This is a genomic window from Sphingobacterium sp. CZ-2 (assembly GCF_004526235.1).
Classification (GTDB): Bacteria; Bacteroidota; Bacteroidia; order Sphingobacteriales; family Sphingobacteriaceae; genus Sphingobacterium; species Sphingobacterium tenebrionis.
Map to the genome: position 1 here is coordinate 2,485,495 of NZ_CP038159.1, position 22,577 is coordinate 2,508,071.

Here is a 22,577-nt window from a genome sequence, read left to right on the forward strand (position 1 = left end):
TCCTATTATGAAAAAGGTTTCCCGTATTTTTTTAACACCTAAACAATTTTCCGCATCAAATGAAAACCTTTACCCATTTTTCGTATAATTTTTCCAGGTTATAGCTGGCATTCGCTGGGCTCGTGCTCGGCAATTCATGATACTGTACGCCATCTATGCGTTCAAAAAATCGATCGTACAGATGCATCGCTTTTTTTCCATTAAAAAGTACATGTTCAATCCCCGGATTTTGCTTTAGCAAATCCAGTATATCATTAGGTACTGCCTCCTGAATCGCCGTATCCATACTCCCCACCCGAAATGCCGTCCCGCAAACATCCCAAACCGCGATATGATGCTTAAGAAGAAATCGCTTTTTATCGGCATAATCCAACATGATATCCTCCTGAAATATCATCCCCAATAATCTCCAAAACCTATTCTGCGGATGCCCATAATATTCCTGTTTCTCCAGCGAAAGATCCCCTGGCAACGAACCAAGAATCAGATACCTCGAATTCAAATCCACTATAGGCCTAAACGAACATTTTATAGCCATCTACTATTTCTCCCTAATTCCAATCCACAAACTCCATTCACTAATCCCCATTCACTAATCCCTCTCCGCTTTATAATTATTCGCCTTTATCTTCATAAACTTTTGAAACATATCCAAGTTCACCTGCGCCCTATCCCTTGTTCCCGCTACATCTTCTTCCTGATCCTTCGTCCCTATAAATTTGAAAAATTTACCATCAAAATAATAGAACCGATCCTCCCCAAACTTCTTCGTCTTATCCATATCAAATTCCGGCGCATACATATGACTGTTATAATTATACCTTTCCTCAAAAACAAAGGAAACCTTATCATCCAATAAATAATACTTCGCCAAGGTATAACCAGACTCCCCATAATAAGAAACATCCAACTTCTCCAACACATTATTTTTGAAATAATAATAAACCATACCACCTTCAGTAGACTCAAAAATTTCCGCAGAATCAATCCTATCCCAATCCCGAATTCCCTGTATCCGATCATAATTCGCCCTTACCACCTTCAAACTATCCAAATTCCCACCATCAGAATAGCCATCCTGTCCCAACACCGAATCCAACCCACTTCCTTCACCTAATCCAACAGTATCACCCGAACCAACAGATTCACCAGAACCCATCTTACCTCCTCCTTGACATCCCACCAACCCCAAAGACACGAACCCTAAAGCCACCATGCCCATAACCAATCTCAAAAATATATTCCTCATAACATCCAAATTTCTAATATCTTTAATCTAACATCTATAATCTAACATCTATCATCTATCATCTATCATCTACCATCTAACATCTAAACACGCAAATTGTTCCAATTCGGTCCGCTCTGAAACCATACTGAAAGTAACCCTAAAGTATGTAAAATGTATGCTTTCCATACTTTTCCCATACTTTAACCCTCCTTTAACCCTACTTAAACCACGTTTCTCACCCAAAATCAAACATATTTTGAACCCACAAGTCCCAAACCACCTGCAAAAAATAGACAATATTGGTTAAAAAAAAGCCGATTCAAAACATCTCTGTTCTGAATCGGCTTTATAAATTCTTTGAGCAGTGTCTAACTACTAACTACTAAATACTAACTACTCAAATTAGTGCTTGAAATGCCTAACCCCTGTAGTCACCATCGCTACGCCTTTTTCATTGGCCATATCAATGGACAGTTGATCTTTGATCGAGCCACCTGGTTGCAATACCGCGGCAACACCCGCATTTCCAGCAATTTCCACACAATCTGGGAAAGGGAAGAAGGCATCAGATGCCATGGAGCTACCTTTGATATCGAAACCGAAAGATTCCGCTTTTTCGATGGCTTGTTTAAGCGCATCCACACGTGAAGTTTGGCCAACGCCAGAGGCGATCAAGGTATTATCCTTAGCAAATACAATCGTATTTGATTTGGTATGTTTTACAATTTTATTGGCAAAGTATAGATCCTGCAATTGTGCTTCATTTGGTTTTACAGTGGTTACTGCTGTCATTAATTCAGGACCTTCCACTGTATTGTCCTTATCCTGCATGATCACACCATTCAACAAAGTCTTGAATTGCTGTGTTGGAAGTTTAACTTCTTTACGGCGAAGGATAATTCTATTTTTCTTTGCGGTAAGAATAGCCAATGCATCTTCCGAATAAGCCGGAGCGATCAATACCTCAAAAAACAGGTTATTGATTTCTTCCGCTGTTTCCTTATCCACTTCACGGTTGCAGATCAATACGCCGCCAAAGGCAGATACTGGGTCACAGGCCAATGCAGCCAACCAAGCATCTTTAACTGAAGGTCTCGACGCTACGCCACAGGCATTGGTATGTTTTAGGATCGCGAAGGTAGGTTCAGTGAATTCATCAATGATGGCCACTGCTGCATCCACATCCACCAAGTTGTTATAGGAAAGTTCCTTGCCATTCAATTTATCGAACATGCCGTCCAAGTTACCGAAGAAAACACCTTTTTGATGTGGGTTTTCGCCATAACGCAATACTTGTGCGGTTTGTTCCGACTGCTTGAAAACCTCCAAAGGTTCTTCTTGATTGAAGTAATTGAAGATAGCGGTATCGTAATGGGAAGAAGTGTTAAATGCACGTTTTGCGAAGGATTTACGTTGCTCTAGGCTAGTGCTTCCTTCTTGCGCGGCTAAGATCTCTTCCAACTCGGTATAATCATTCTTTGAAGAGATGATCACCACATCGTTGAAGTTCTTTGCTGCTGCGCGGATCAATGAAATCCCTCCGATATCGATTTTTTCGATGATATCTTGTTCAGATGCGCCTGACGCCACTGTTTCCTCAAATGGATAAAGGTCAACAATAACTAAGTCAATTTCTGGAATGTTATAAGTTTCCAATTGTGCTTTATCATCAGCCAATGGACGGCGAGAGAGGATTCCACCGAAAACATTAGGGTGTAATGTTTTTACACGTCCACCAAGGATGGAAGGGTAACCGGTTAGGTCTTCTACACGTTCTACTGGGATGTTCAGGTCGCGGATAAAGGCTTCAGTTCCGCCTGTGGAATAAAAGGTTACTCCAAATTTGTTAAGTAACTGAATTAGAGGTGCAAGGTTGTCTTTGTAATATACAGAAACTAATGCATTTTTAATCTTTACAGGATGATTCATTGCGTATTGTTTGGAGCGGCAAAGGTAACTATATTTTTTTTATTTTTGATTAGGATTAACCGTATAAACATGAATAAAGCATATTACCTTCTTTTGGGATTATTTCTGGCCTGTACCTACAAGCTTGCCGCCCAGCCTGCTGTTAGCGATTTTAAGTCTTCACAGGTTTATTTATACGATGCAGAAAAGAGGACCGCTGATGGGAAGTATCGATTTGAGATTTTTGCACCTAAGGCCAAGGATGTAAACCTATTTGCCCATTGGATCGAAGATAATGATTTTGGAAAAAGGCTGTTCAAGATGACTGCGGATCGTTCTGGAGAAAATTGGGCGGTTGAACTGGACAGTCTTCAATCCGATCTGTTGCATTATAGTTTTTTAGTGGATGGGGTTTCGGTTTTGGACATGAAAAACCCTCGGGTAATCCGTGATGGAAATGGCCTATTCAGCTATATCATACCGGGTGGAGGCATGGGGGATTATTATAAGGCCCAAAAGGTTCCCCATGGAACGCTACTTCAGACTTGGTATCCTTCAAAAACCGAACATGGGACGCGGAGGATGAACATTTATCTGCCTCCTGGCTATGAAAACAGCAAACAGAAATATCCGGTGTTATATCTCCTTCATGGCATGACGGGGGATGAGGGAGCATGGGTAGAACTTGGTAGGCTGCCTTTTATCATGGATAAGCTGATTGCTGATGGTAAGGCTAAACCCATGATCGTCGTGATGCCCAATGGCCATCTGCCCAATGATGCTGCGCCAGGTTATAACCCTAAGACCTATGCGATAAATGTTCCAGGAAAAGATATTGGTTCTGGTTTGATGGAGAACTCCTTTCCGGAGATTATCCAATATATCGACGGCCATTTCCGAACCAAAAAGGATCGCGCTAACCGGGCTATTGCTGGGCTTTCTATGGGCGGCTCCCATACCTTGTTTATTTCTGCTAACTATCCGAAGACTTTTGATTATATCGGACTGTTCTCCGCGGCTTTCAAGATGGGGAAGATGGCCGATCTACCGGTTTATACCGATTTTGATCAGCACTTACTGACCCAAAAGAAAAACGGATATAAGCTGTACTGGATGGGAATGGGAAAACGGGACTTTCTGTACCAAGTAGGGGTAGATTATCGAAAGAAATTAGATTCCATACAAATGCCTTATACCTACCATGAATCCGAAGGAGGCCATAGTTGGTCCAATTGGCGGAAGTATATGCTGGAATTTGTGCCTTTGTTATTTAAGGAAAAATAATTAATAATCCCTTCGAAAGGCTGATTAATTGTATTTCTTCAATAGGTTTTCAATAACCTTTGGGTAGTGCAGGTGTTCCAATTGCTGTCCATTGAACTTGATGATCTCCAAGGTATCTCCAGGTTCCACACGGAATTTTGCCTGATAAATAACCTCGCCCTCATCAAAATGCTCATTCACGAAATGAATGGTGATTCCATGTTCCTCTTCTCCGGCATCCAAAATAGCCTTATGCACCCGATCACCATACATGCCTTTACCACCGAATTTCGGTAAAAGGGCAGGGTGTATATTAATGATCTTATTCGGGAAAGCTTTCAGTAGGTTTTCAGGTACCAACCATAAAAATCCAGCCAGAACAACCAGGTCAATTTCCAAACGTTTTAAGAGGTTAACCACTTCATCCGTTTGATAGAAATCGTGCTTATCAAATACATGGGTTGGGATTTCGAAATTATCTGCGCGTTGAAGCACGAAAGCTTCGGGATTGTTGCTCAACACTAAAGCAACTTCTGCAGAGTCGGAGTATTTGAAATGCTCCATGATCTTTTGGGCATTGGACCCAGACCCAGAAGCAAATATGGCAATACGTTTTTTCACTCGTTTCGTTAATAGTAATGTTTAACCTGATAAAAATCAAATATAGCGTTTTTTTGTCAAGGGAATGCCTTTAATATGAATATTAGGTATTTCCGTAAGGATTTGTTAAATTGAGGTATGTTACAGAAAAAATCCTTTCTTTTTGCTATAATCCTGTTTTTTGCCGTAAAACTTCATGCACAAGTCCCTGATAGTATTCCTCCTTTCCATAAATTCAAAGATTATGAACACGGAGCAACCTTTTCGCGCGACTCCTTGAATAAAGACCATAAACAGGTGTTCATTCTCTACGATGCAGGCTGTGGCCACTGCCAGGAATTAGGGTACGAGTTCTCCAAGGCAATTCCTGAATTGGATAGTCTGGTGGATTATTATTTCATAGCCATGCAGGAGAAACCCTTGGTGGAAGGTTATATCAACATGTTTGCCAAGGATTTAAAGAATTATTCCAATGTCAAGTTTCTGCACGATCCTGAAGGGGAGTTTATCCTGAATTTCCATCCAAAGAATTTCCCGGCCACTTACATCTATGATCGCAAGACCTTTAAACTGTTGTTTCAGGTGGATGGGGAAAGCAAAGTGGTAAAAATGTTACCATTTCTGAAAAAGCAAAAACAGTAAATGTTGTTACTTTACTTAAAAGGGCTTTTATTTTCCTAATATTAAAAAATACTATTTCACTAAACAAAAATTTCCGTAGCTTTAGCTTGTCAAAGGCGAGTAGCGGAAATTCTTGCGGAATTTCCTTATTCTTTTCATTTTAGTCTACCTAAAAATAGCATCATCCCCACCTATGAAAAGAACAATCTGCCCTTAACAGCTGAGAACAGAGCTGTAAGGAATGCCTATGAGTAAAATTCAATTGATGCTATAGAATGATTAATATTTATAAAGATCTGAGTTATAGGGATGAACAGACTTTTAGAGAGATAGAAGCCTTGATCTTAAAAATAGAAGAGGGTAACAAAAAAAGGGTAGAACAATTACAAATTCCAAATTGGGTAAATACAGCAAAAGAGTATCTTCTGGAGAACTGGAACAAAACAGTGGGTCTGGAAGAATTGGCCGCTTTATGCGGTGTTCATAAGGTTACCATTTCTAAATATTTTCCCAAATATGTAGGAAGTTCGCTACGGTTATACCAAAGAAAGGTTAGGATAATTCGTGCCATAGAATTGATCCGATCCAAGAAATATTCTTTAACAGAAGTAGCTTTTCTTTGCGGATTCGCCGATCAGAGCCATTTTACACGGTTCTTTAGGCAAACTGTAGGTTGTCTACCAAAGGAGTTGCCCATTGACGAAACTTAGCCCTTACGCTAATATCGTTCTATTTTAATTTTTAAGCATGAGGTTATTTTGTAAGGGGAATGATGAAAATAATTGTTGAACATGAAAATATTACAAGGTAGTCGGATACCTAAAGCCAATGGACACTATAGTACGGCCATAGTGTCCAACCATTTATTGTTTGTTTCTGGACAGTTGCCCATATCGAAAGAAGGAAAGGACTATGAAAATGCGGAATTTGAGGAACAGTTCAATGTGGTTTTCCATAATCTGGAAGACATCCTATTGGCCTCATCGACCAACTTTCAAAAAGTAGTAAAAGTGACCACCTACCTCTCCGATGTGCAATATTGGAAGCAATTCAATGCTTTGTTTGCCGATTTTATCGGTAAACACAAACCTGTAAGAACGGTGATAATCGTACCGGAGCTGCCGCAGGGATACAAGCTCGAGGTAGAGATCATCGCGGAGGTATAAAGCACACAAATAAACCCGTATATGCTCCTGACGTTGAAACGTTAGGAGAAAAAAATAGCGGGAAGTCTGTAATGGACTTTCCGCTATTGTTTTTTATGTTGAGGTATATTACTTGGTGGTCAATACCTTTTCAAGCAACTGTATGCCTGTTTGGGTTACATCGATCTCCGAATTGGATAGGATGATCACGACCGACTTCTCATCGGGTACAAAGCCAACAAAGGAACTGGAACCCGCTGTTCCTCCATTATGCCAATAATAGGTCATGCCCTCCAACATGTTCATGTGCCATGCCATACCGATATCGGAATTTGGTGGCACAAAAAAAGTGAATTGTTTAGTGAGGTTCATCGCTTTTTGGATATCCGTTTCGGGATAGGTCAATTGCGCTATGGTATATCGCAACATATCGTTCAGGGAGGATTTCAAAGCTCCTGCACCCGCCATCGATTGAAAATTCCAAAAAGGGACTTTAGCGCCTTCCTTATTATGGGGAGGGGCAATATTCTTATTTTTCGGATCGACTTTATCGGAAGTATTGGTCATTTCCAATGGAACAAGTATGGATTCCTTGACCAATTGCATATAAGGTTTTTTCTGGATGATGGATATCAATTCGGCCAATAGTCCAAAACCTAAATTGCTGTAGGCATATTCCGTCTCTGGATCTCCCTTTGCTTGGTAATTTTTTAAATAAGCGAATAGTTGTTTCCGATCGTAAAAGGCATAAGGATCATCCATGGAGAATTTCGGACCTTTATTCCAGTTATCTGCCAGTGCTGGCAGGCCGGAAGTGTGGTTCACTAAAGATTTAAAGGTGATCTTTTTGATGTCCGGATTCTGGGCTATGGAATCAGGAAGAAACTTAGCGATGCTATCCTCCAGGTTGACCAAACCTTTGTTTACCATATCCGCCAGTAAGGATGCGGTAAATGTTTTACTGATGGATCCGATTTCAAATAGGGTGTTGGCATCAGGAAGCAGGTTGTTCCCTTTGTCGGTTTCCCCGTAAAAAAATGTATTGATCTTATTCTTATGGATAATGGCTACCGCCAGACCCTGTGCATTTCCCTGTTTGGCATAATTCCGGGCAACCGAGTCCACGAAATTATCCAATGGATTCGTTGCTTTTACATTGGAGATGATATCCTTTTTAGCGCTTGCTGCCGAGTCGGCTTTCGCATCGCCCTGGTAAGGTTGGAAGGCAAGGGTATGGTAATGCATGGTTGAATCAACCCCCAACAAAATAGTCATGGTCTCTTGTTCAAATTCCGTTTTGTAGCTGGCTACTCCACGGTTGTATTTGAAGACAGTGGCATTCTTAATTTTGCCCAAGACCGATAATTGCGTAAGAATGCCCGTTAATTGGGACTTACTGATCTGCGATTGGAAATCTTTATTCGCTAATTGATAGATGGAATCGGGCTGTTGGGTATTGATGAAATATTCAATCCGGTTAAAAACAGCCCTATTGTTTTTTTCTTCCAAAGATTGTCCTTTGGAAAAAGAGATGGTTAACATGGAGATAAGGGTAAAAATGCCCAGTATTTTGGAATTCATATCCAAAAGTACAAAACAAATTACAAACCGATAATCTGTTTTAATCTTGCATACCCTGATTTGGAGATATTGACTTTTCCTCCGCTCAAAAGGGTAGCGATATAACTGTCCTTTTCCATGGGTTCTATTTTCTGCAATTGGTCTACTTTCACGATGAACGAGCGGTGTACCCTGACGAACTGTTTGTTGTCCAGTTGTTTTTCAAATGAACTCATGGTTTTGTTCTTTAAGAACATGCCTTCGGAGGTGTGGATTTTCACATAATCATCATAGGCTTCCAGATAAAGGATCTGTTGAACAGGGATGATTTTTATTTGGGTTCCATTTTTTACCACGATCCGCTCCAAAGAGCTTTCTTCTTCCATGGACTCCTGAAGTTTTTCCGTGTCGATTTTCGGGCTACTCTTCGCTTGGAAAGAGGCTTTGAATTTATCTATCGCCTTTTGGAAACGATCCGGGCGAATAGGTTTTAATAAATAGTCGACCGCATTTTTCTCAAAAGCTTTCAAGGCATATTCATCAAAGGCAGTGGTAAAAATGATGTGGGGTTGGTCGTCCAATAATTCCAACATTTCAAATCCCGTTAATTTAGGCATCTGAATATCTAGAAAAACCAGGTCAGGTTGGTGCTGATGAATGGCTTTTACACCTTCAAATCCATCGTTACATTCTGCTAATACCTGAAATTCAGGGTACTGTTGTAGGTATTCCAGCACCATGCTGCGTGCTAAAGGTTCGTCGTCAATTAAGATGGTCTTAATCATATTGTGGGATTCTTAAAATTGAAATAAATGTGTTTCCTTCTTTTTCCGTCTGCAGGAGATCTGTTCTGCCATATAGTAAATATAGCCGTCTTTGAATGCTGGAGAGGCCGAAGCCAGTCCCTTTTTTCTGTTCGTGTTGGTCAGCTTCAAAAGGATTACTGATTTTTATGGTCAGCATTTTTTCTGCTAAAGTTAGGGAAATTTTGATCACTACCTCTGTAGTTACATTATACAAGCCAAACTTAATGGCGTTTTCTACCAAGGGCTGTAGGATCATCACTGGGATTCTGCCTTGCAGAACATCTTCTTCATAATGGAATTCTGTTTCCAGGCGATGGCCAAACCTCACCTTTTCAATATCGAGGTATAAACTTAAATGTGATATTTCCTCTTCTACAGTGGTGAATTGGGCATCATCTTTCCGCATGGTTCCCCGTAAAAAGTCGGATAATTGAAAAGTCATGTTCCTGGCCTCCATCGGCTTGCTTCCGATCAGGGCAATGATAGAGTTTAGACTGTTGAACAGGAAATGGGGTTGTAGTTGTTGGCGAAGGTTATATAACTCCGCATCCCGGACCATTTTCTCGCTCTCCTCCTTACGTTTTTTATTCCCCATCGATTCTTCTTGGATGTTCCAAAATACATTGATGGTCATCACGCAGGTGATAATCAGGAAGTTGATGACAAAACGGAAGGGTAGGCTGAAATTAAGGTATATCAATTCCTCGTCGGAAATAAACTGAACAATCAAAAAACGAGTTATTGTAATACTTATTAAGGAAAAAATGGCAGCCAGTGCGAATAATTTCCAGTAATTCCTGTTATTCGGGATGTAATACTGTAAAGAACTGAACACCAGGTACGAAATACCGGTAATGGTCAATGCACTGATCCCAGCATCATAAATAGCGACATCCCTAGCGATCTTTGACCACCATAAAAGGCCATACATGATGGCCAGGTATAAACCACAAATAATCCAAGAGGTACCATGGATTATCGATCGTTTGGATTGTTCGCTAATGGGTTTTGCCATGGCCTAGCTGTTCTTTATCGTAATGCTTCCAAAGATCGAGGTACCTGTGATGTAGATCTTCTTGTTGCTGTCGGTCGTGATCTCGAAATGTGGTCTACGATCGTCTACATCGCCAAAAATGGACGATACGTTGGTGTGTACTCGCCAATGCATCGGCACAATGATCTTGGTGCTTCCGAACAACTGGAAGGTGTCGATGACCACCGGTTGGTTCAGGTCTGCCTGTAAGAAATTCAGGTTGGTGCTTCCGAATATACTGGTGATGTTTCCGCCTAGAAAATTTTTGCTCAAAATGATCTTCTTAGTATCACTGAAGAAATTATCCACTTTGAGGTAGTTCTCAAATTCGGGCAGATAATTCTTAAAACCAGTTATCTTACGCTCTGCGTTTGGGCTTTGAGCGTAAGAATCTGATGATGTTTTTGTGGATGATTCACTGGAGGGAGTTCCCGTAAAGGTACTGTCTACCCGCTTGTCCCAATCAAATTCGTCATCCTTTGGAGGAGTAGGTGGCAATTGCGGTCTGGTTTTGTTACGATTAAGTAAATACAGACCTAAAATAATGGCTGCGGCCGGGATGATGAATCTACCGATATGTAAGCCCAATTCATTCCTTAAGAAAAATACCGATCCGATCGCTATTAATATAATAGATGATTTTTTCTCGAATTTGGAATTTACACCGATAACCAAACCAATGATGATTAAAATAGTCTCCCATCCAAATAACCAACCTGGGATAATATTACCCAAGTTCATTTGCTTCATCAATAGGGCAAAGCCTAAAAAAATGATGATAGCACCTACTATGGTTGAGGTATTGTTGTTTTTTGGAGGCCTCCCGTCGATCTCGTTTCTGTTTTGATTGTTCATTGTCATTTGTCTTTTGATTTAGTTTACTCAAAAGTATTGCGAATATAAGCATCAGCACATAGGAAATAGGTCTTTTGCCTCATTTTTTCGGTGAATGTGTGGAAATCTTCGGTGAAAATTCTATCCAGGAATTTTATGATATCTGTAGAATGAGTGAATAATTTAATTAATATAATAAATAATTTTTACAAAAATTTGGATGTTTGAGTTTAATTATTATATATTTATGACTGAAAATAGAGGATTAAACTTAAATATTAACAAATCTAATGGGAGATTTTGATAACAAAGAGCGTGAAGAGGTATTTTCAAAAAAGGTGAGAGCGGGTAAACGTACTTATTTTTTTGATGTAAAAGCGACTCGTTCCAACGACTACTACGTAACGATTACGGAAAGCAAGAAACGTTTTGAAGACGGCCAATTTATTAAGCATAAGATCTTCCTTTATAAGGAGGATTTTGAGAAGTTTGCCGAAGGCCTTCAGGATGTGGTAGAATACATTAAATCCAATCAGGAAGTGATTGAGAAAAGATATGAGCCTAACTCGGAAGATTTAGGGTATGAGAATAATGGTCGTCTGGTAGAAAAAGATGATTATTCTTTTTAAGTAACAAAGATATACCGTATAGGGAGCCACTGTAAAAAGTGGCTTTTTTTTGTTAACTTCGACATCCAATTGATAAAAAAATAATAAGAGATTTATGAATAAACTGTTTTCAGTTAGTAGTGCCGTATTTTTTATTGCGGTTTCACTGGCAAATGGTCAAACCAAGAAATTAACTTCTGCCCAAGCCTGGGGCCAAGAACAGTCCTTAACCAAAAGCATCGGCCGTTATGAATGGGCAGATGCCGATCATTATATTGAGCGCAGTGATGCAGAATATAAAGTGAACGTGAAGACTGGGAAAAAGGAGAAAATGACGTTCAATAAGAATGAAGTTCAAACACCCCAGAATTTTACCCGCGTATATTTGAGGAACAACGATATCTATATCCAAACTAATGGTGGAGAAGGAAAGCAGATTACAAATACTCCAGAAGATGCAGAGCGTAATCCGACTTTGTCTCCAGATAAGAAATATGTTGCTTTTACCAGGAACAATGACCTATATAGCGTCGATGTAGCTACTGGAAAAGAAGTACGGTATACCTCTGATGGAACCGATGTGATATATAACGGTTGGTCTTCATGGGTTTATTATGAAGAGATTTTAGGCCGTGTTACGAATTACAAAGCTTTTTGGTGGTCTCCAGATAGCAAGAAAATTGCTTTCATGCGTTTTGATGACACCAAAGTACCTATGTTTCCGATCTACGGATCCAAAGGTCAGCATGGTTATTTGGAAGAGACAAGATATCCTAAAGCCGGAGATCCCAATCCAGAAGTAAAAGTCGGATTTGTAAAAGTGGAAGGTTCACCGGTTGTATGGGCAAGTTTCAATGAAAAAGATGATCAATATTTTGGTCAACCTTATTGGAGCTTCAACAGTAGCACGATCATGGTTCAGTGGATGAACCGTGACCAGACCAACCTGAAATTTTATGAAGTAAATCCGGAAACTGGGGCGAAAAAGGAAATCTATAATGAAGAACAGAAATCATGGATCAACTTAGATCATGATGAGCGGATTACCTATTTGAAAGATAATAAACATTATATCCTGAAATCGGATAAAACGGGTTGGGCCCATTATTATCTCTATAAATTGGATGGCACCTTAGTGAATCCATTAACTTCTGGAGATTGGCAAGTAACCGATCTTACCCGTGTTGATGAGAAAGAAAAAGTGGTCTATTTTATGGCACGCAAGGAAAATTCTGCAACACAAGATTTATATCGGGTGGATTTCAATGGAAAAAACCTGAAACGTCTAACGTTCGGTGATTATACCCACAGTGTGAGCATTGCCCCTGAATCGAAATATTTCATTACTACCTATTCTAATATTCACACCCCAACGAAAGTTGCTTTGCTGGATAATAAAGGAAAAGTAATCCGTGAATTAGCAGATAGCAAATCTCCTGATTTCGCGACCTATAAAGTGGCTAAGCGTGAGTTTGTTACCATCCCATCGGACGATGGTAAATTCCAACTTCCAGCTATCATCACTTACCCAACAGATTTTGATGAAACGAAGGAATATCCGGTTATCATGAGTATCTATGGTGGGCCAGACGCAGGTACGGTTAGAAATACCTGGAAAGGTGTGGCTGGAGAATACTGGGCACAAGAGGGGATCATACAGATCGAATGTGATCACCGTGCGTCAGGGCATTTCGGTAAACAAGGGGTAGCTTGGATGCACCGTAATTTAGGAAATTGGGAATTGGTGGATTATATTACCATTGCAAAATGGTTGAAAGCAAAACCTTATGTTGCCAAAAATAAATTATTGATGACTGGCCATAGTTATGGGGGTTACATGACTTGTTTGGCGCTGACCAAAGGGGCGGACTATTTTGATTTTGGAATAGCGGGTGCTCCAGTTACGAGTTGGGAACTTTACGATACCCACTATACCGAAAGATGGATGGATACGCCACAGGATAATCCAGAGGGATATAAAAATGGTTCTGTATTAACTTTTGCAAATAAATATAAAGGCAGATTACGTATCCTTCATGGGGACATGGACGATAATGTGCATATGCAGAATACCATCCAATTGGTAGATGCGTTGACCAGTAGATCTGTACCATTTGAGTTGATGATCTACCCAGGAAGTCGACATGGGTTTGATCGTTCAAAATCTAACTATGACTTCAAAGAGCGGGCTCGTTTCTATTACCAGTACTTATTGGAGAAACCGGTTCCACAAGATATCAGATAAAAGTTAAAAAAGGCTAAGAAAATGGATGAGGGCACTGAAAAAGTCTCAACTTTTTAATGAGATTTAAAGAAATGACTGAGTACAAGATTTATCTTACTCGGTCATTTTTGTTCTAAGGATTTCTGAAAATTTGTTTTTTAATGGTTTTATTGAAGGTTTAATCGACCATGAGTGGCTATTTAGGCTTTCAGAATCTCAAATCCATTGATTTTGAGGTAATATTCCTCCTTTTTAGATCAATTTCAGGATTCTTTTCAAGTTTACCGTGAAGATGGCCATTGCACCCTGCATTTCCATATTTTTGATGCCATAGGAATCTGCTCTTCCATAACCATGGACATTCTTGAGCTCACTGTTCTTTGCCTCGATCTTATACCTTTCCTTAGACTTGCTCCGGTAATGATAGGTTTGCTGGAAAGCCATCTGCTCTTTATGGAGTTCGGATTTAATGGTTATCGAATAGGTCTTTGTTTTTGACCCATCCTTATAACATCCTTCCCTGAGAGGGCAAACTTTACATCTATCCACATCGAAGTAATACGTGTCTGCTTGATTTTTACCTATGTTCTTTTTGCCCTGACGGGCCTTCCGGATTGCTAGATGGCCAGCTGGACAGACAAACATCCCCGCATCTTTATTGTAGTGAAAGTGATCGCTTTCTTTCCTGGATCCCTGGCTGACTGCCGGTTTCAATTTAGCGATGATATCAATGTTCTGTTCTTTTGCCAGCCGTAGATTGTCCTTTCCAGAATATGCGGCATCGCCTATAATCGTGTCCACTTCCATTCCATTCTGCTGGCTGATCTCCAATAATCGGGGCAGTTCCGGACCATCACCTTTCTCGCCTGTAGTAACGACCGCTGCTGTGATGATGCGTTCCTCGGTCATTGCCAGATGTGTTTTATAGCCAAAGAAACTGCTGTCCATTGATTTATGTCCAAGCCTGGCTTCACCATCTTTTGAGAGCAGATAGTATTCCTTTGTGTCCTCGATGGTTTCCTTCAACAGGTTCAACTTCTCTTTTACAGCCGGTATTTCACTGATAGATTGATCCTGATCCAGCACTCTCTGTAATTCCCTGCAATAGGCAAGCTCTTGGTCCAGGTCGTTGGACTCGTTCTTTTGTGGTAGGCGCCCTTTGTAGTCCTCATCGATCTGATATATTGCTTTCCTCAACAGCTTGGATCGTTCCTTTAGCACTTCCTGTGCTGTGTATGGGTTCGATCTGGAATGGGTATGTGTGGCATCTACGATGATGGACCTTGATTTTATAATACCCTTTTCAAGAGCGATCGTTACGGTCTTATTGATCAACAGGTTCAATAGGTCCATGTCCTTTAACCGTAGCTTACGGAATTTGGTGAGCGAACTTGGATTGATCACATCCTCCTCAGGGGCCATTTCCAGAAAGTATTTAAAGGACATGTCATATCTGGAACGCTCAACAACATCAACATCCGAAACGGTGTAGATCGTCTTTAACAGAAGGTACTTGAACATCTTGATGGGGCTCTCTGCTGTACGCCCATTGGTCTGGCAATACTTCTCCAAAAGTTCCTCATGTATAAAACTGAAATCGATAAGATCGTTGATTTTGCGAAGTAGATTGTCTTTTGGAACAATGATATCGTACAATCCCGAATAGGAACTGAACTGAATTTTTTGTTGGGTAGAAAGCATCCTGATATCCGTTAAAGCCTACTTTAAGATACGAAAAAAGGAGCAGAAAACTGTTGTTTTCCACTCCTTTTTTTAGCCCATTCTAAAAGGGGACTTTTTCAGTGCCCTCAAATGGATTCTTAGCCTTTTTTCATGGTGTAACATATGGTACAACCAAAAAAATTATCATATTTGCACTATTAATAATACCATGCTAAATTATTTAAAAGACATTACTTTTAAGGCGAACGACGTCTTTTTAAGGGCTATAGACATTCTGATGAGGAACTATGTTTCTATTGCAGGGCTATGTTTTCTTTTGTTTATAACCTCCAACCTGTCTACCTATTTATCCAGCTACTTATCCTTTTATTCGGATTCGTATTTCATGGGCTTGAAAGTGCTCTTGTTATTGCTGTTTATAGGTTTATATTTTAGTCTGCAATTGGTACTGTTAAAAAATGCCATCGTATTGGCTAGGGGAGAAAAAAAACCGGGATTTTGGGGCTATGTACCTTCCTTTTCCCAATTCGTGAACTATATTATCGGATTGTTGTTCTATTCCCTTATTGCTTTTGTGGTTTATTTGGTGATGTATGTGCTTTGCTTTCCTTTATTGTTTTTGGGGATAAGCATGGATACGGTGCGTTCGGAGATCCATCCTTTTTTAACAGGGGTTATTATGTTGTTTGTATTGATAAGAACGACCTTCTATCCATTTTTCATTATCGAACACGGATTCAATACCTTCAAATCTTATAAATTCAGTTTGGCGATGACCAAAGGCAATGTATTTCGGTTATTGATCGTTATATTCATTGTAGCATCCACCCATTTATTGCAATTGGGCGCGGAACACTTTGGCTACACCTTGGTATCCCAAATTTTAGGTTTAGTGAATTCATTTGTTATCATCCCTATCGTGAGCATTGTGATGTCCATTGTATATGTGGATATGATGAAGTCCTATAAAGGGGGAGCAGATCCTTCACTGATCGATAATATCATCTAATTAGTTCAACATTGAGTAGAAAGAGAATCGCCATATTAGGCTCAACAGGTAGCGTAGGAACTCAAGCATTAGAAGTTGTAGCCGCTTTTCCCGAACAATTTGAAGTAACCGTATTGACCATCGGTAGGAATGCCGATCTGTTGATCCAACAGGCAAAAGCCTTTCATCCAAAGGTGGTGGTGGTCTGTGAAGAGCAGGCTTATCAGAAAGCAAAGGATGCTTTGGAACCGCTGGGCATTTCGGTGCTGAGTGGAGTGGAAGCGTTGGAAGAGGTGGTTCAGCGGGATGATATCGATGTGGTGTTGACCGCTATTGTAGGTTCTGTTGGTTTGAAACCAACGGTTGCCGCCATTAAAAAAGGTAAAGATATCGCGCTCGCCAATAAGGAAACCTTAGTGGTTGCTGGCGCATTGATCAATGAGCTGATCAAGGAGCATCAGGTGCGTTTATTGCCGGTGGATTCTGAGCATTCGGCGATATTCCAATGTTTGGTTGGAGAAGAAAGCAATCCGATAGAAAAAATAATATTGACGGCTTCTGGAGGACCTTTTAGAGGTAGAACTCGGGAAGATCTGGTTGCTGTAACGAAAGCGCAGGCCTTGAAACATCCAAATTGGGCGATGGGGGCAAAGATTACCATCGATTCTGCTTCCTTGATGAATAAAGGGTTGGAGGTGATCGAAGCCAAATGGTTGTTCGACCTATCTGCAGATCAGGTCGAGGTGATCATCCATCCGCAGTCTATCGTACATTCACTGGTGCAATTTCAGGATGGGTCCATTAAAGCACAATTAGGAGTGCCTGATATGAAGTTGCCTATCCAATATGCCTTAACCTATCCAGCTCGTTTGCAGAATGATTTCAAACGCTTCAGCTTTGTAGATTATCCAAATTTGACTTTTGAAGCACCGGATATGGAGGCTTTCAGGAATCTGAAACTCGCCTATCAAGCGTTGGAAAAAGGCGGGAACAGTCCTTGTATCTTAAATGGTGCGAACGAAATCGTTGTGGAAGCATTTCTTCAGGATCAGATCAGTTTTCTAGGGATGAGCGATGTCATTGAAGAGACATTGTGTCAGATTTCTTGGCAAGATAATTTGAAATTAGAGGATTATCTGCATTATGATGCTGAAAGTAGGAGAGTGGCACGGAGTTTAATACCTCGTTTCAGTAATAAATAGATTATATACAATTAATAAAAAATAAATGGGAATCGTCATTATGGTAGCCCAGGTGTTATTAGGCCTGTCGCTATTGATTATACTTCACGAACTTGGTCACTTCCTGGCCGCACGTGCATTTGGGATCAAGGTGGAAAAATTCTATCTGTTCTTTGATGCTTGGGGTGTAAAATTGTTCAAGTTCAATTATAAAGGATGTGAATATGGTGTGGGTTGGCTACCATTGGGTGGTTATGTGAAGATTGCCGGGATGATCGATGAATCGATGGATACCGAGCAGTTGAAAGGAGAACCACAGCCATGGGAATTCCGCTCTAAACCAGCTTGGCAACGTTTGATCGTGATGTTGGGCGGTATTATCGTGAATATCATTGTCGGTATTTTAGTGTTCTGGATGATCACTTTTAAATATGGTACCACGGATATCGATAACAATAAGATCTACGGTGTGATGCCGGGAATCATTGGTGAAAAGGTAGGTTTGAAGGAAGGCGATAAGATCCTTGCGGTCAATGGGAATAAAGCAAATCTGTTTTTTGAGGACCTGATGACCTCGGATGTTTTGATGGGTGATGCGGTATTGACCGTGGACCGTGCTGGACAGGAAGTGAAAATTACACTTCCACCGGATATTTTGAACGATGTTTCTGATCATAAGAAGAACGAGTTTGTACAGCCTATTTTTAAGATGCTACCGGTATCCAAGATCGAAAAGGATTCGAGAGCAGATCAAATGGGATTGCAGGTTGGGGATAGTATTGTCAGTATCAATGGCGTTGCTCCGTTGCATTTGAATCAGTTTAGGGATTTGGTACAAGCGAATAAAGGAAAAGATATCAATCTTGGCGTGATCCGTAATGGATCTGCTATGAACTTGACTGCGAAAGCGGATACCACAACGGCCTTAGGATTTGGAAATTTACCGATGGTGGTTCATTCTTATGGCTTGATGGAATCTTTACCTATCGGCGCGAGCAAAGCATTCTCTGTGATTACGGATAATATTAAAGGTTTTGGTAAGATGTTCAAAGGCGAGGTTCGTGCGGATAAGGCATTATCTGGACCGGTGGGCATTGCTACCATGTTCGGAACGGAAGTGGATTGGTTGCGTTTTTGGAGTTTGGTAGGGATGTTGTCCATGGCTTTGGCGTTTATGAACTTATTGCCGATTCCGGCATTGGATGGTGGACATGTGGTGTTTTTGACGATTGAGATGATTCAAGGGAAGCCATTGTCGGAGAAGTTCCTGGAAAGAGCGCAGATGGTCGGGTTTTTTATTTTGATAGCCTTGATGATCTTTGTTTTCGGAAATGATATTTTTAAGTTGACGAAGTAAAAGGTGTCATTGGGAACAAGCGTCATTGCGAGGAACGAAGCAATCTTTCGATTAGTCCAAAGATTGCTTCGTCGTACCTCCTCGCAATGACGGGTATAGTTCTTTTTTCATTTTTTATTTCGGAATTTAAAATAATTTGTACCTTTGTCTCCCAATAAAATGAAAGAAACCTTCTACCCGATAGCATCACAAAAAGTTGTACAACTTTACATCAATACATAAATTGATTAAATAGCCCATTTGGGCTTTTTTTGTGCGCCAAGGCGAAGGTCTACTCATACCCACGGATATACTTAATAAAAGAAATAAGAATGACCAACTACAGCAAATTGCCAGCAATTTTAGTCCTTGAGGATGGAACAGTTTTTCATGGAAAGGCAGCCGGAAAGATCGGTACGACCACCGGAGAGATTTGTTTCAATACCGGTACGACAGGTTATCAGGAGATCTTCACCGATCCTTCTTATTATGCACAGATCATGGTGACTACCAATGCGCATATCGGTAACTATGGTATCGATAATGAGGATGAGGAATCTAAGAAAATCCAAATTGCAGGATTGGTTTGTAAAAACTATAACATCAATTATAGCCGTAAAATGGCTGATCAATCCATCCAAAATTACTTCGAAGAAGAGAATTTGGTGGGTATTTCAGACATTGACACGCGTTCATTGGTTCGTCATATCCGCAGCAAAGGTGCGATGAATGCGATCATTTCTTCCGAGAACCTGGATGTAGAATCCTTGAAAGCAGAATTGGCCAATGTACCTTCTATGGATGGTTTGGAATTGTCTTCCAAAGTATCGACGGAAGAACCTTATTTCTATGGTGATGAAGGCGCTCCAACCCGCGTAGCAGTTTTGGATTTAGGGATTAAGAAGAACATCCTACGTAACTTTGATTCCCGTCAGGTATATGCTAAGGTTTTCCCGGCAAAGACAAGTTTTGCGGAAATGGAAAAATGGAATCCTGATGGTTACTTTATTTCCAATGGCCCTGGTGATCCTGCAGCCATGGATTATGCCATCCAAACCGTAAAGGATATTTTGGAAGCAGACAAACCGATGTTCGGTATCTGTTTAGGCCATCAGATCTTGGCTTTGGCGAACGATATCCGCACGAGCAAAATGCACAATGGTCACCGTGGTATCAACCACCCAGTAAAAAACATCATCGCCAACAAATGTGAGATCACTTCCCAAAACCACGGTTTTGGCGTAGTAGCAGAAGATATCAAGAATTCGGATAAGGTAGAGATTACCCACGTGAACTTGAATGATGACTCGATCGAAGGTATCCGTATCAAAGGTAAGAAAGCCTTCTCGGTACAGTATCACCCGGAATCATCCCCAGGTCCACACGATTCAAGATACCTGTTCGATGATTTCATCGCGATGATAAAAGGATAACATTTATAAAACATTTAATAAACCATGTATGCACCCATACATGGTTTTTTTTGTTAATTTTGATATAAGATATAATTATTGTTATATTAGTGTTATTAATACACTAAGTTAAAGGAAAAGAAAATAAACCACATACAAAAATGAGCTTGATAATTGACGTACATGCGCGCCAGATTTTGGATTCGCGCGGAAATCCTACAATAGAGGTTGATGTGACCACACAGAACGGTTTCGTTGGTCGTGCAGCAGTTCCTTCCGGAGCTTCTACAGGAGCACATGAAGCAGTTGAATTACGTGATGGTGACAAGAAGAAATACCTGGGAAAAGGTGTTTTGAAGGCCGTTGAAAATGTAAACACAAAGATTGCGAAAGCTTTGGAAGGTGTTGATGTTTTCGAGCAGAATGCAATCGATAAATTGATGATTGATCTTGATGGAACCGAGAACAAAGGTAAATTAGGAGCAAACGCTATTTTAGGAGTTTCTTTGGCAGTTGCCAAAGCTGCAGCGCAGGAAAGTCGTCAACCATTATACCGTTATATCGGTGGAGTAAATGCGAATACTTTGCCATTGCCGATGATGAACATCATTAATGGTGGAGCTCACTCTGATGCTCCGATCGCATTCCAGGAGTTCATGATCATGCCAGTAGGTGCTGAATCATTCTCTGAGGCATTGCGTTGGGGTGCAGAAGTTTTCCATAGCTTGAAGAAAATCCTTCATGACCGTAATCTTTCTACTGCAGTAGGTGATGAGGGTGGATTCGCACCAACATTTGAAGGTACAGAAGATGCGATCGAAACCATTTTGGAAGCGATCAAAAAAGCAGGATACAAACCAGGAAAAGATATCTGTTTAGCACTTGACTGTGCTTCTACAGAATTCTTCGAAAAAGGAAAATACGATTACAAGAAATTCGAAGGTAAAGGCGGTGCAACGCGTACCATCGAAGAGCAGGTAGATTACTTGGCAGAATTATCTGCAAAATACCCGATCATTTCTATTGAAGATGGTATGGCTGAAGATGATTGGAAAGGATGGAAATTGTTGACAGATAAGATCGGCGACCGCGTACAGTTGGTTGGTGATGATTTATTTGTTACAAATACCAAACGTTTACAGGATGGTATTGATAAAGGTGTTGGTAACTCCATCTTGGTTAAAGTTAACCAAATCGGATCATTGACCGAGACGATCAATGCTGTTCAATTAGCTCAGACAAATGGTTATACGTCGGTAATGTCTCACCGTTCTGGAGAAACAGAAGATTTCACGATTGCTGATTTAGCGGTGGCATTGAACTGTGGTCAGATCAAAACGGGTTCTATCTCTCGTTCAGATAGGATCGCTAAGTACAACCAATTATTACGTATTGAGGAAGAATTGGGAAGCAATGCGAAGTTCATTGGTAAGAACTTCAAATATGCACCTAAGAAATAATTTTTTTTATTTTTTGTAAGGAAGAAGCCGTGTCAATTTGATACGGCTTCTTTTTGTTAAAGAAGATAACTTTGCTTTGTTTTTTGCATTGTTGCCAAGTATATTTTATCTTTAACTGAATTTTTATTTCTTTGTTGAGCAGCTATGGAACGTTTTATCAAAACCATCAAAAATAAATACCTGATTGCAGGCATTGCCTTCGTCGTGTGGATGTTATTTTTTGATCGTTATGATGTGGCGACTCAGGTAAGTTTTCAACAGGAAAAATCAAAATTAGAAGCTGAAAAGGCTTATTATACGGCTGAGACCGAAAAGATTGGAGTATCTATTAAGGATGTTCAATTCAATCAGAGCGAGATCCAACGCATCGCTCGCGAAAAATATAAAATGAAAAAATATTCGGAGGATATTTATATCATTACCGAAGTCGAAGCCCCGAAGACATCCGAGTAATTTTTTTACGTCATTGCGATTATTTCATGGCGAGGCCCTGCGTCATTGCGAGGAACGAAGCAATCTTCCTACATGTCATGCTGAGCGTAGTCGAAGCATCTACATGTGGTACCCCGTACAGATCCTTCGACTACGCTCAGGATGACAAAGTTCAAAGATTGCTTCGTCGTGCCTCCTCGCAATGAACTGTGTATATATCCAAATAATAAATTAAATTTTCTCCAAATAATA

21 protein-coding genes are annotated in these 22,577 nt (G+C 40.4%); 12 read left to right on the forward strand and 9 right to left on the reverse strand.

Annotation, left to right across the window (positions count from 1 at the left end):
* Positions 1-55: 55 nt before the first annotated feature.
* The 3 genes from E3D81_RS11025 to purH all read right to left on the reverse strand — a co-directional run bounded on the left by E3D81_RS11025 (position 56) and on the right by purH (position 3,160).
* Positions 56-538: a DNA-deoxyinosine glycosylase gene (locus E3D81_RS11025; RefSeq protein WP_134777404.1), complete on the reverse strand. Its 483-nt coding sequence runs from the start codon at positions 536-538 to the stop codon at positions 56-58.
* Positions 539-592: 54 nt separating this feature from the next.
* Positions 593-1,249 (reverse strand): hypothetical protein, encoded by a 657-nt coding sequence (locus tag E3D81_RS11030; RefSeq protein ID WP_134777405.1) that lies wholly within the window; start codon positions 1,247-1,249, stop codon positions 593-595.
* Between the two features lie 384 nt (positions 1,250-1,633).
* Positions 1,634-3,160, reverse strand: coding sequence for a bifunctional phosphoribosylaminoimidazolecarboxamide formyltransferase/IMP cyclohydrolase (gene purH / locus E3D81_RS11035; protein WP_099365796.1), 1,527 nt, complete (start codon positions 3,158-3,160; stop codon positions 1,634-1,636).
* A 69-nt stretch (positions 3,161-3,229) separates the two neighbouring features.
* Here purH and E3D81_RS11040 point away from each other — a divergent pair, with 69 nt between their 5' ends.
* The gene (locus E3D81_RS11040; protein ID WP_134777406.1) at positions 3,230-4,423 is read left to right on the forward strand and encodes an alpha/beta hydrolase-fold protein; all 1,194 of its coding nucleotides are present in this window, start codon (positions 3,230-3,232) and stop codon (positions 4,421-4,423) included.
* 24 nt (positions 4,424-4,447) lie between these two features.
* On the opposite strand, the gene purN is transcribed toward E3D81_RS11040, so the two are convergent.
* Positions 4,448-5,023, reverse strand: a complete 576-nt coding sequence (gene purN / locus E3D81_RS11045; RefSeq protein WP_099365797.1) for a phosphoribosylglycinamide formyltransferase — start codon at positions 5,021-5,023, stop codon at positions 4,448-4,450.
* A 117-nt stretch (positions 5,024-5,140) separates the two neighbouring features.
* Here purN and E3D81_RS11050 point away from each other — a divergent pair, with 117 nt between their 5' ends.
* The 3 genes from E3D81_RS11050 to E3D81_RS11060 all read left to right on the forward strand — a co-directional run bounded on the left by E3D81_RS11050 (position 5,141) and on the right by E3D81_RS11060 (position 6,789).
* Complete coding sequence (locus E3D81_RS11050; RefSeq protein ID WP_134777407.1) at positions 5,141-5,644, forward strand: hypothetical protein; 504 nt, start codon at positions 5,141-5,143, stop codon at positions 5,642-5,644.
* Positions 5,645-5,898: 254 nt separating this feature from the next.
* Positions 5,899-6,333: a helix-turn-helix domain-containing protein gene (locus tag E3D81_RS11055; RefSeq protein WP_134777408.1), complete on the forward strand. Its 435-nt coding sequence runs from the start codon at positions 5,899-5,901 to the stop codon at positions 6,331-6,333.
* 81 nt (positions 6,334-6,414) lie between these two features.
* A complete protein-coding gene (locus tag E3D81_RS11060) occupies positions 6,415-6,789 on the forward strand; it encodes a RidA family protein (RefSeq protein WP_134777409.1) in 375 nt (124 codons plus the stop codon).
* Between the two features lie 108 nt (positions 6,790-6,897).
* On the opposite strand, the gene E3D81_RS11065 is transcribed toward E3D81_RS11060, so the two are convergent.
* From E3D81_RS11065 to E3D81_RS11080, 4 genes are read right to left on the reverse strand one after another with little or no spacing between them, the layout of a single operon-like run.
* On the reverse strand, positions 6,898-8,349 hold the full coding sequence (locus E3D81_RS11065; RefSeq protein WP_134777410.1) for a serine hydrolase domain-containing protein: 1,452 nt from the start codon (positions 8,347-8,349) through the stop codon (positions 6,898-6,900).
* Between the two features lie 20 nt (positions 8,350-8,369).
* A complete protein-coding gene (locus tag E3D81_RS11070; RefSeq protein WP_134777411.1) occupies positions 8,370-9,113 on the reverse strand; it encodes a LytR/AlgR family response regulator transcription factor in 744 nt (247 codons plus the stop codon).
* Positions 9,106-10,149, reverse strand: a complete 1,044-nt coding sequence (locus tag E3D81_RS11075; RefSeq protein ID WP_134777412.1) for a sensor histidine kinase — start codon at positions 10,147-10,149, stop codon at positions 9,106-9,108. The genes E3D81_RS11070 and E3D81_RS11075 overlap by 8 nt, the downstream gene beginning before the upstream one ends.
* A 3-nt stretch (positions 10,150-10,152) precedes the next feature.
* Entirely contained in the window at positions 10,153-11,022 is an 870-nt protein-coding gene (locus E3D81_RS11080; protein ID WP_099365804.1) for a LiaF transmembrane domain-containing protein, read from the reverse strand.
* Positions 11,023-11,291: 269 nt separating this feature from the next.
* On the opposite strand from E3D81_RS11080, the gene E3D81_RS11085 reads away from it, so the two are divergent.
* Together E3D81_RS11085 and E3D81_RS11090 are read left to right on the forward strand one after the other, a co-directional pair.
* Positions 11,292-11,630 carry a DUF3276 family protein gene (locus E3D81_RS11085; protein ID WP_099365805.1) on the forward strand — a complete coding sequence of 113 codons (339 nt, stop codon included), beginning with the start codon at positions 11,292-11,294 and terminating at the stop codon, positions 11,628-11,630.
* Positions 11,631-11,724: 94 nt separating this feature from the next.
* Positions 11,725-13,854: a DPP IV N-terminal domain-containing protein gene (locus E3D81_RS11090; RefSeq protein WP_134777413.1), complete on the forward strand. Its 2,130-nt coding sequence runs from the start codon at positions 11,725-11,727 to the stop codon at positions 13,852-13,854.
* 231 nt (positions 13,855-14,085) lie between these two features.
* Here E3D81_RS11090 and E3D81_RS11095 read toward each other — a convergent pair whose 3' ends face one another.
* Entirely contained in the window at positions 14,086-15,534 is a 1,449-nt protein-coding gene (locus E3D81_RS11095; protein ID WP_134776850.1) for an IS1182 family transposase, read from the reverse strand.
* 190 nt (positions 15,535-15,724) lie between these two features.
* Here E3D81_RS11095 and E3D81_RS11100 point away from each other — a divergent pair, with 190 nt between their 5' ends.
* The 6 genes from E3D81_RS11100 to E3D81_RS11125 all read left to right on the forward strand — a co-directional run bounded on the left by E3D81_RS11100 (position 15,725) and on the right by E3D81_RS11125 (position 22,346).
* Positions 15,725-16,525, forward strand: a complete 801-nt coding sequence (locus E3D81_RS11100) for a hypothetical protein (protein WP_134777414.1) — start codon at positions 15,725-15,727, stop codon at positions 16,523-16,525.
* Positions 16,526-16,536: 11 nt separating this feature from the next.
* Entirely contained in the window at positions 16,537-17,706 is a 1,170-nt protein-coding gene (locus tag E3D81_RS11105; protein ID WP_134777415.1) for a 1-deoxy-D-xylulose-5-phosphate reductoisomerase, read from the forward strand.
* A 25-nt stretch (positions 17,707-17,731) separates the two neighbouring features.
* Complete coding sequence (gene rseP / locus E3D81_RS11110; protein WP_134777416.1) at positions 17,732-19,042, forward strand: RIP metalloprotease RseP; 1,311 nt, start codon at positions 17,732-17,734, stop codon at positions 19,040-19,042.
* A gap of 311 nt (positions 19,043-19,353) precedes the next feature.
* Positions 19,354-20,454 (forward strand): glutamine-hydrolyzing carbamoyl-phosphate synthase small subunit, encoded by a 1,101-nt coding sequence (gene carA, locus E3D81_RS11115; protein ID WP_134777417.1) that lies wholly within the window; start codon positions 19,354-19,356, stop codon positions 20,452-20,454.
* Positions 20,455-20,594: 140 nt separating this feature from the next.
* Positions 20,595-21,893, forward strand: a complete 1,299-nt coding sequence (gene eno / locus E3D81_RS11120; protein WP_099367863.1) for a phosphopyruvate hydratase — start codon at positions 20,595-20,597, stop codon at positions 21,891-21,893.
* A gap of 144 nt (positions 21,894-22,037) precedes the next feature.
* Complete coding sequence (locus E3D81_RS11125) at positions 22,038-22,346, forward strand: FtsB family cell division protein (protein ID WP_134777418.1); 309 nt, start codon at positions 22,038-22,040, stop codon at positions 22,344-22,346.
* The last annotated feature ends 231 nt before the right edge of the window (positions 22,347-22,577 follow it).

What these genes read in the sequence shown, in the direction of transcription:
- E3D81_RS11030 (WP_134777405.1), bottom strand. Translation starts at nt 1,249, where the DNA reads ATGAGGAATATATTTTTGAGATTGGTTATGGGCATGGTGGCTTTAGGG.
- E3D81_RS11085 (WP_099365805.1), top strand. Translation starts at nt 11,292, where the DNA reads ATGGGAGATTTTGATAACAAAGAGCGTGAAGAGGTATTTTCAAAAAAG.
- E3D81_RS11125 (WP_134777418.1), top strand. Translation starts at nt 22,038, where the DNA reads ATGGAACGTTTTATCAAAACCATCAAAAATAAATACCTGATTGCAGGC.
- purH (WP_099365796.1), bottom strand. Translation starts at nt 3,160, where the DNA reads ATGAATCATCCTGTAAAGATTAAAAATGCATTAGTTTCTGTATATTAC.
- eno (WP_099367863.1), top strand. Translation starts at nt 20,595, where the DNA reads ATGAGCTTGATAATTGACGTACATGCGCGCCAGATTTTGGATTCGCGC.
- carA (WP_134777417.1), top strand. Translation starts at nt 19,354, where the DNA reads ATGACCAACTACAGCAAATTGCCAGCAATTTTAGTCCTTGAGGATGGA.
- E3D81_RS11100 (WP_134777414.1), top strand. Translation starts at nt 15,725, where the DNA reads ATGCTAAATTATTTAAAAGACATTACTTTTAAGGCGAACGACGTCTTT.
- E3D81_RS11070 (WP_134777411.1), bottom strand. Translation starts at nt 9,113, where the DNA reads ATGATTAAGACCATCTTAATTGACGACGAACCTTTAGCACGCAGCATG.
- E3D81_RS11055 (WP_134777408.1), top strand. Translation starts at nt 5,899, where the DNA reads ATGATTAATATTTATAAAGATCTGAGTTATAGGGATGAACAGACTTTT.
- E3D81_RS11080 (WP_099365804.1), bottom strand. Translation starts at nt 11,022, where the DNA reads ATGAACAATCAAAACAGAAACGAGATCGACGGGAGGCCTCCAAAAAAC.
- E3D81_RS11060 (WP_134777409.1), top strand. Translation starts at nt 6,415, where the DNA reads ATGAAAATATTACAAGGTAGTCGGATACCTAAAGCCAATGGACACTAT.
- E3D81_RS11040 (WP_134777406.1), top strand. Translation starts at nt 3,230, where the DNA reads ATGAATAAAGCATATTACCTTCTTTTGGGATTATTTCTGGCCTGTACC.
- rseP (WP_134777416.1), top strand. Translation starts at nt 17,732, where the DNA reads ATGGGAATCGTCATTATGGTAGCCCAGGTGTTATTAGGCCTGTCGCTA.
- E3D81_RS11065 (WP_134777410.1), bottom strand. Translation starts at nt 8,349, where the DNA reads ATGAATTCCAAAATACTGGGCATTTTTACCCTTATCTCCATGTTAACC.
- E3D81_RS11090 (WP_134777413.1), top strand. Translation starts at nt 11,725, where the DNA reads ATGAATAAACTGTTTTCAGTTAGTAGTGCCGTATTTTTTATTGCGGTT.
- E3D81_RS11025 (WP_134777404.1), bottom strand. Translation starts at nt 538, where the DNA reads ATGGCTATAAAATGTTCGTTTAGGCCTATAGTGGATTTGAATTCGAGG.
- E3D81_RS11050 (WP_134777407.1), top strand. Translation starts at nt 5,141, where the DNA reads ATGTTACAGAAAAAATCCTTTCTTTTTGCTATAATCCTGTTTTTTGCC.
- E3D81_RS11095 (WP_134776850.1), bottom strand. Translation starts at nt 15,534, where the DNA reads ATGCTTTCTACCCAACAAAAAATTCAGTTCAGTTCCTATTCGGGATTG.
- E3D81_RS11075 (WP_134777412.1), bottom strand. Translation starts at nt 10,149, where the DNA reads ATGGCAAAACCCATTAGCGAACAATCCAAACGATCGATAATCCATGGT.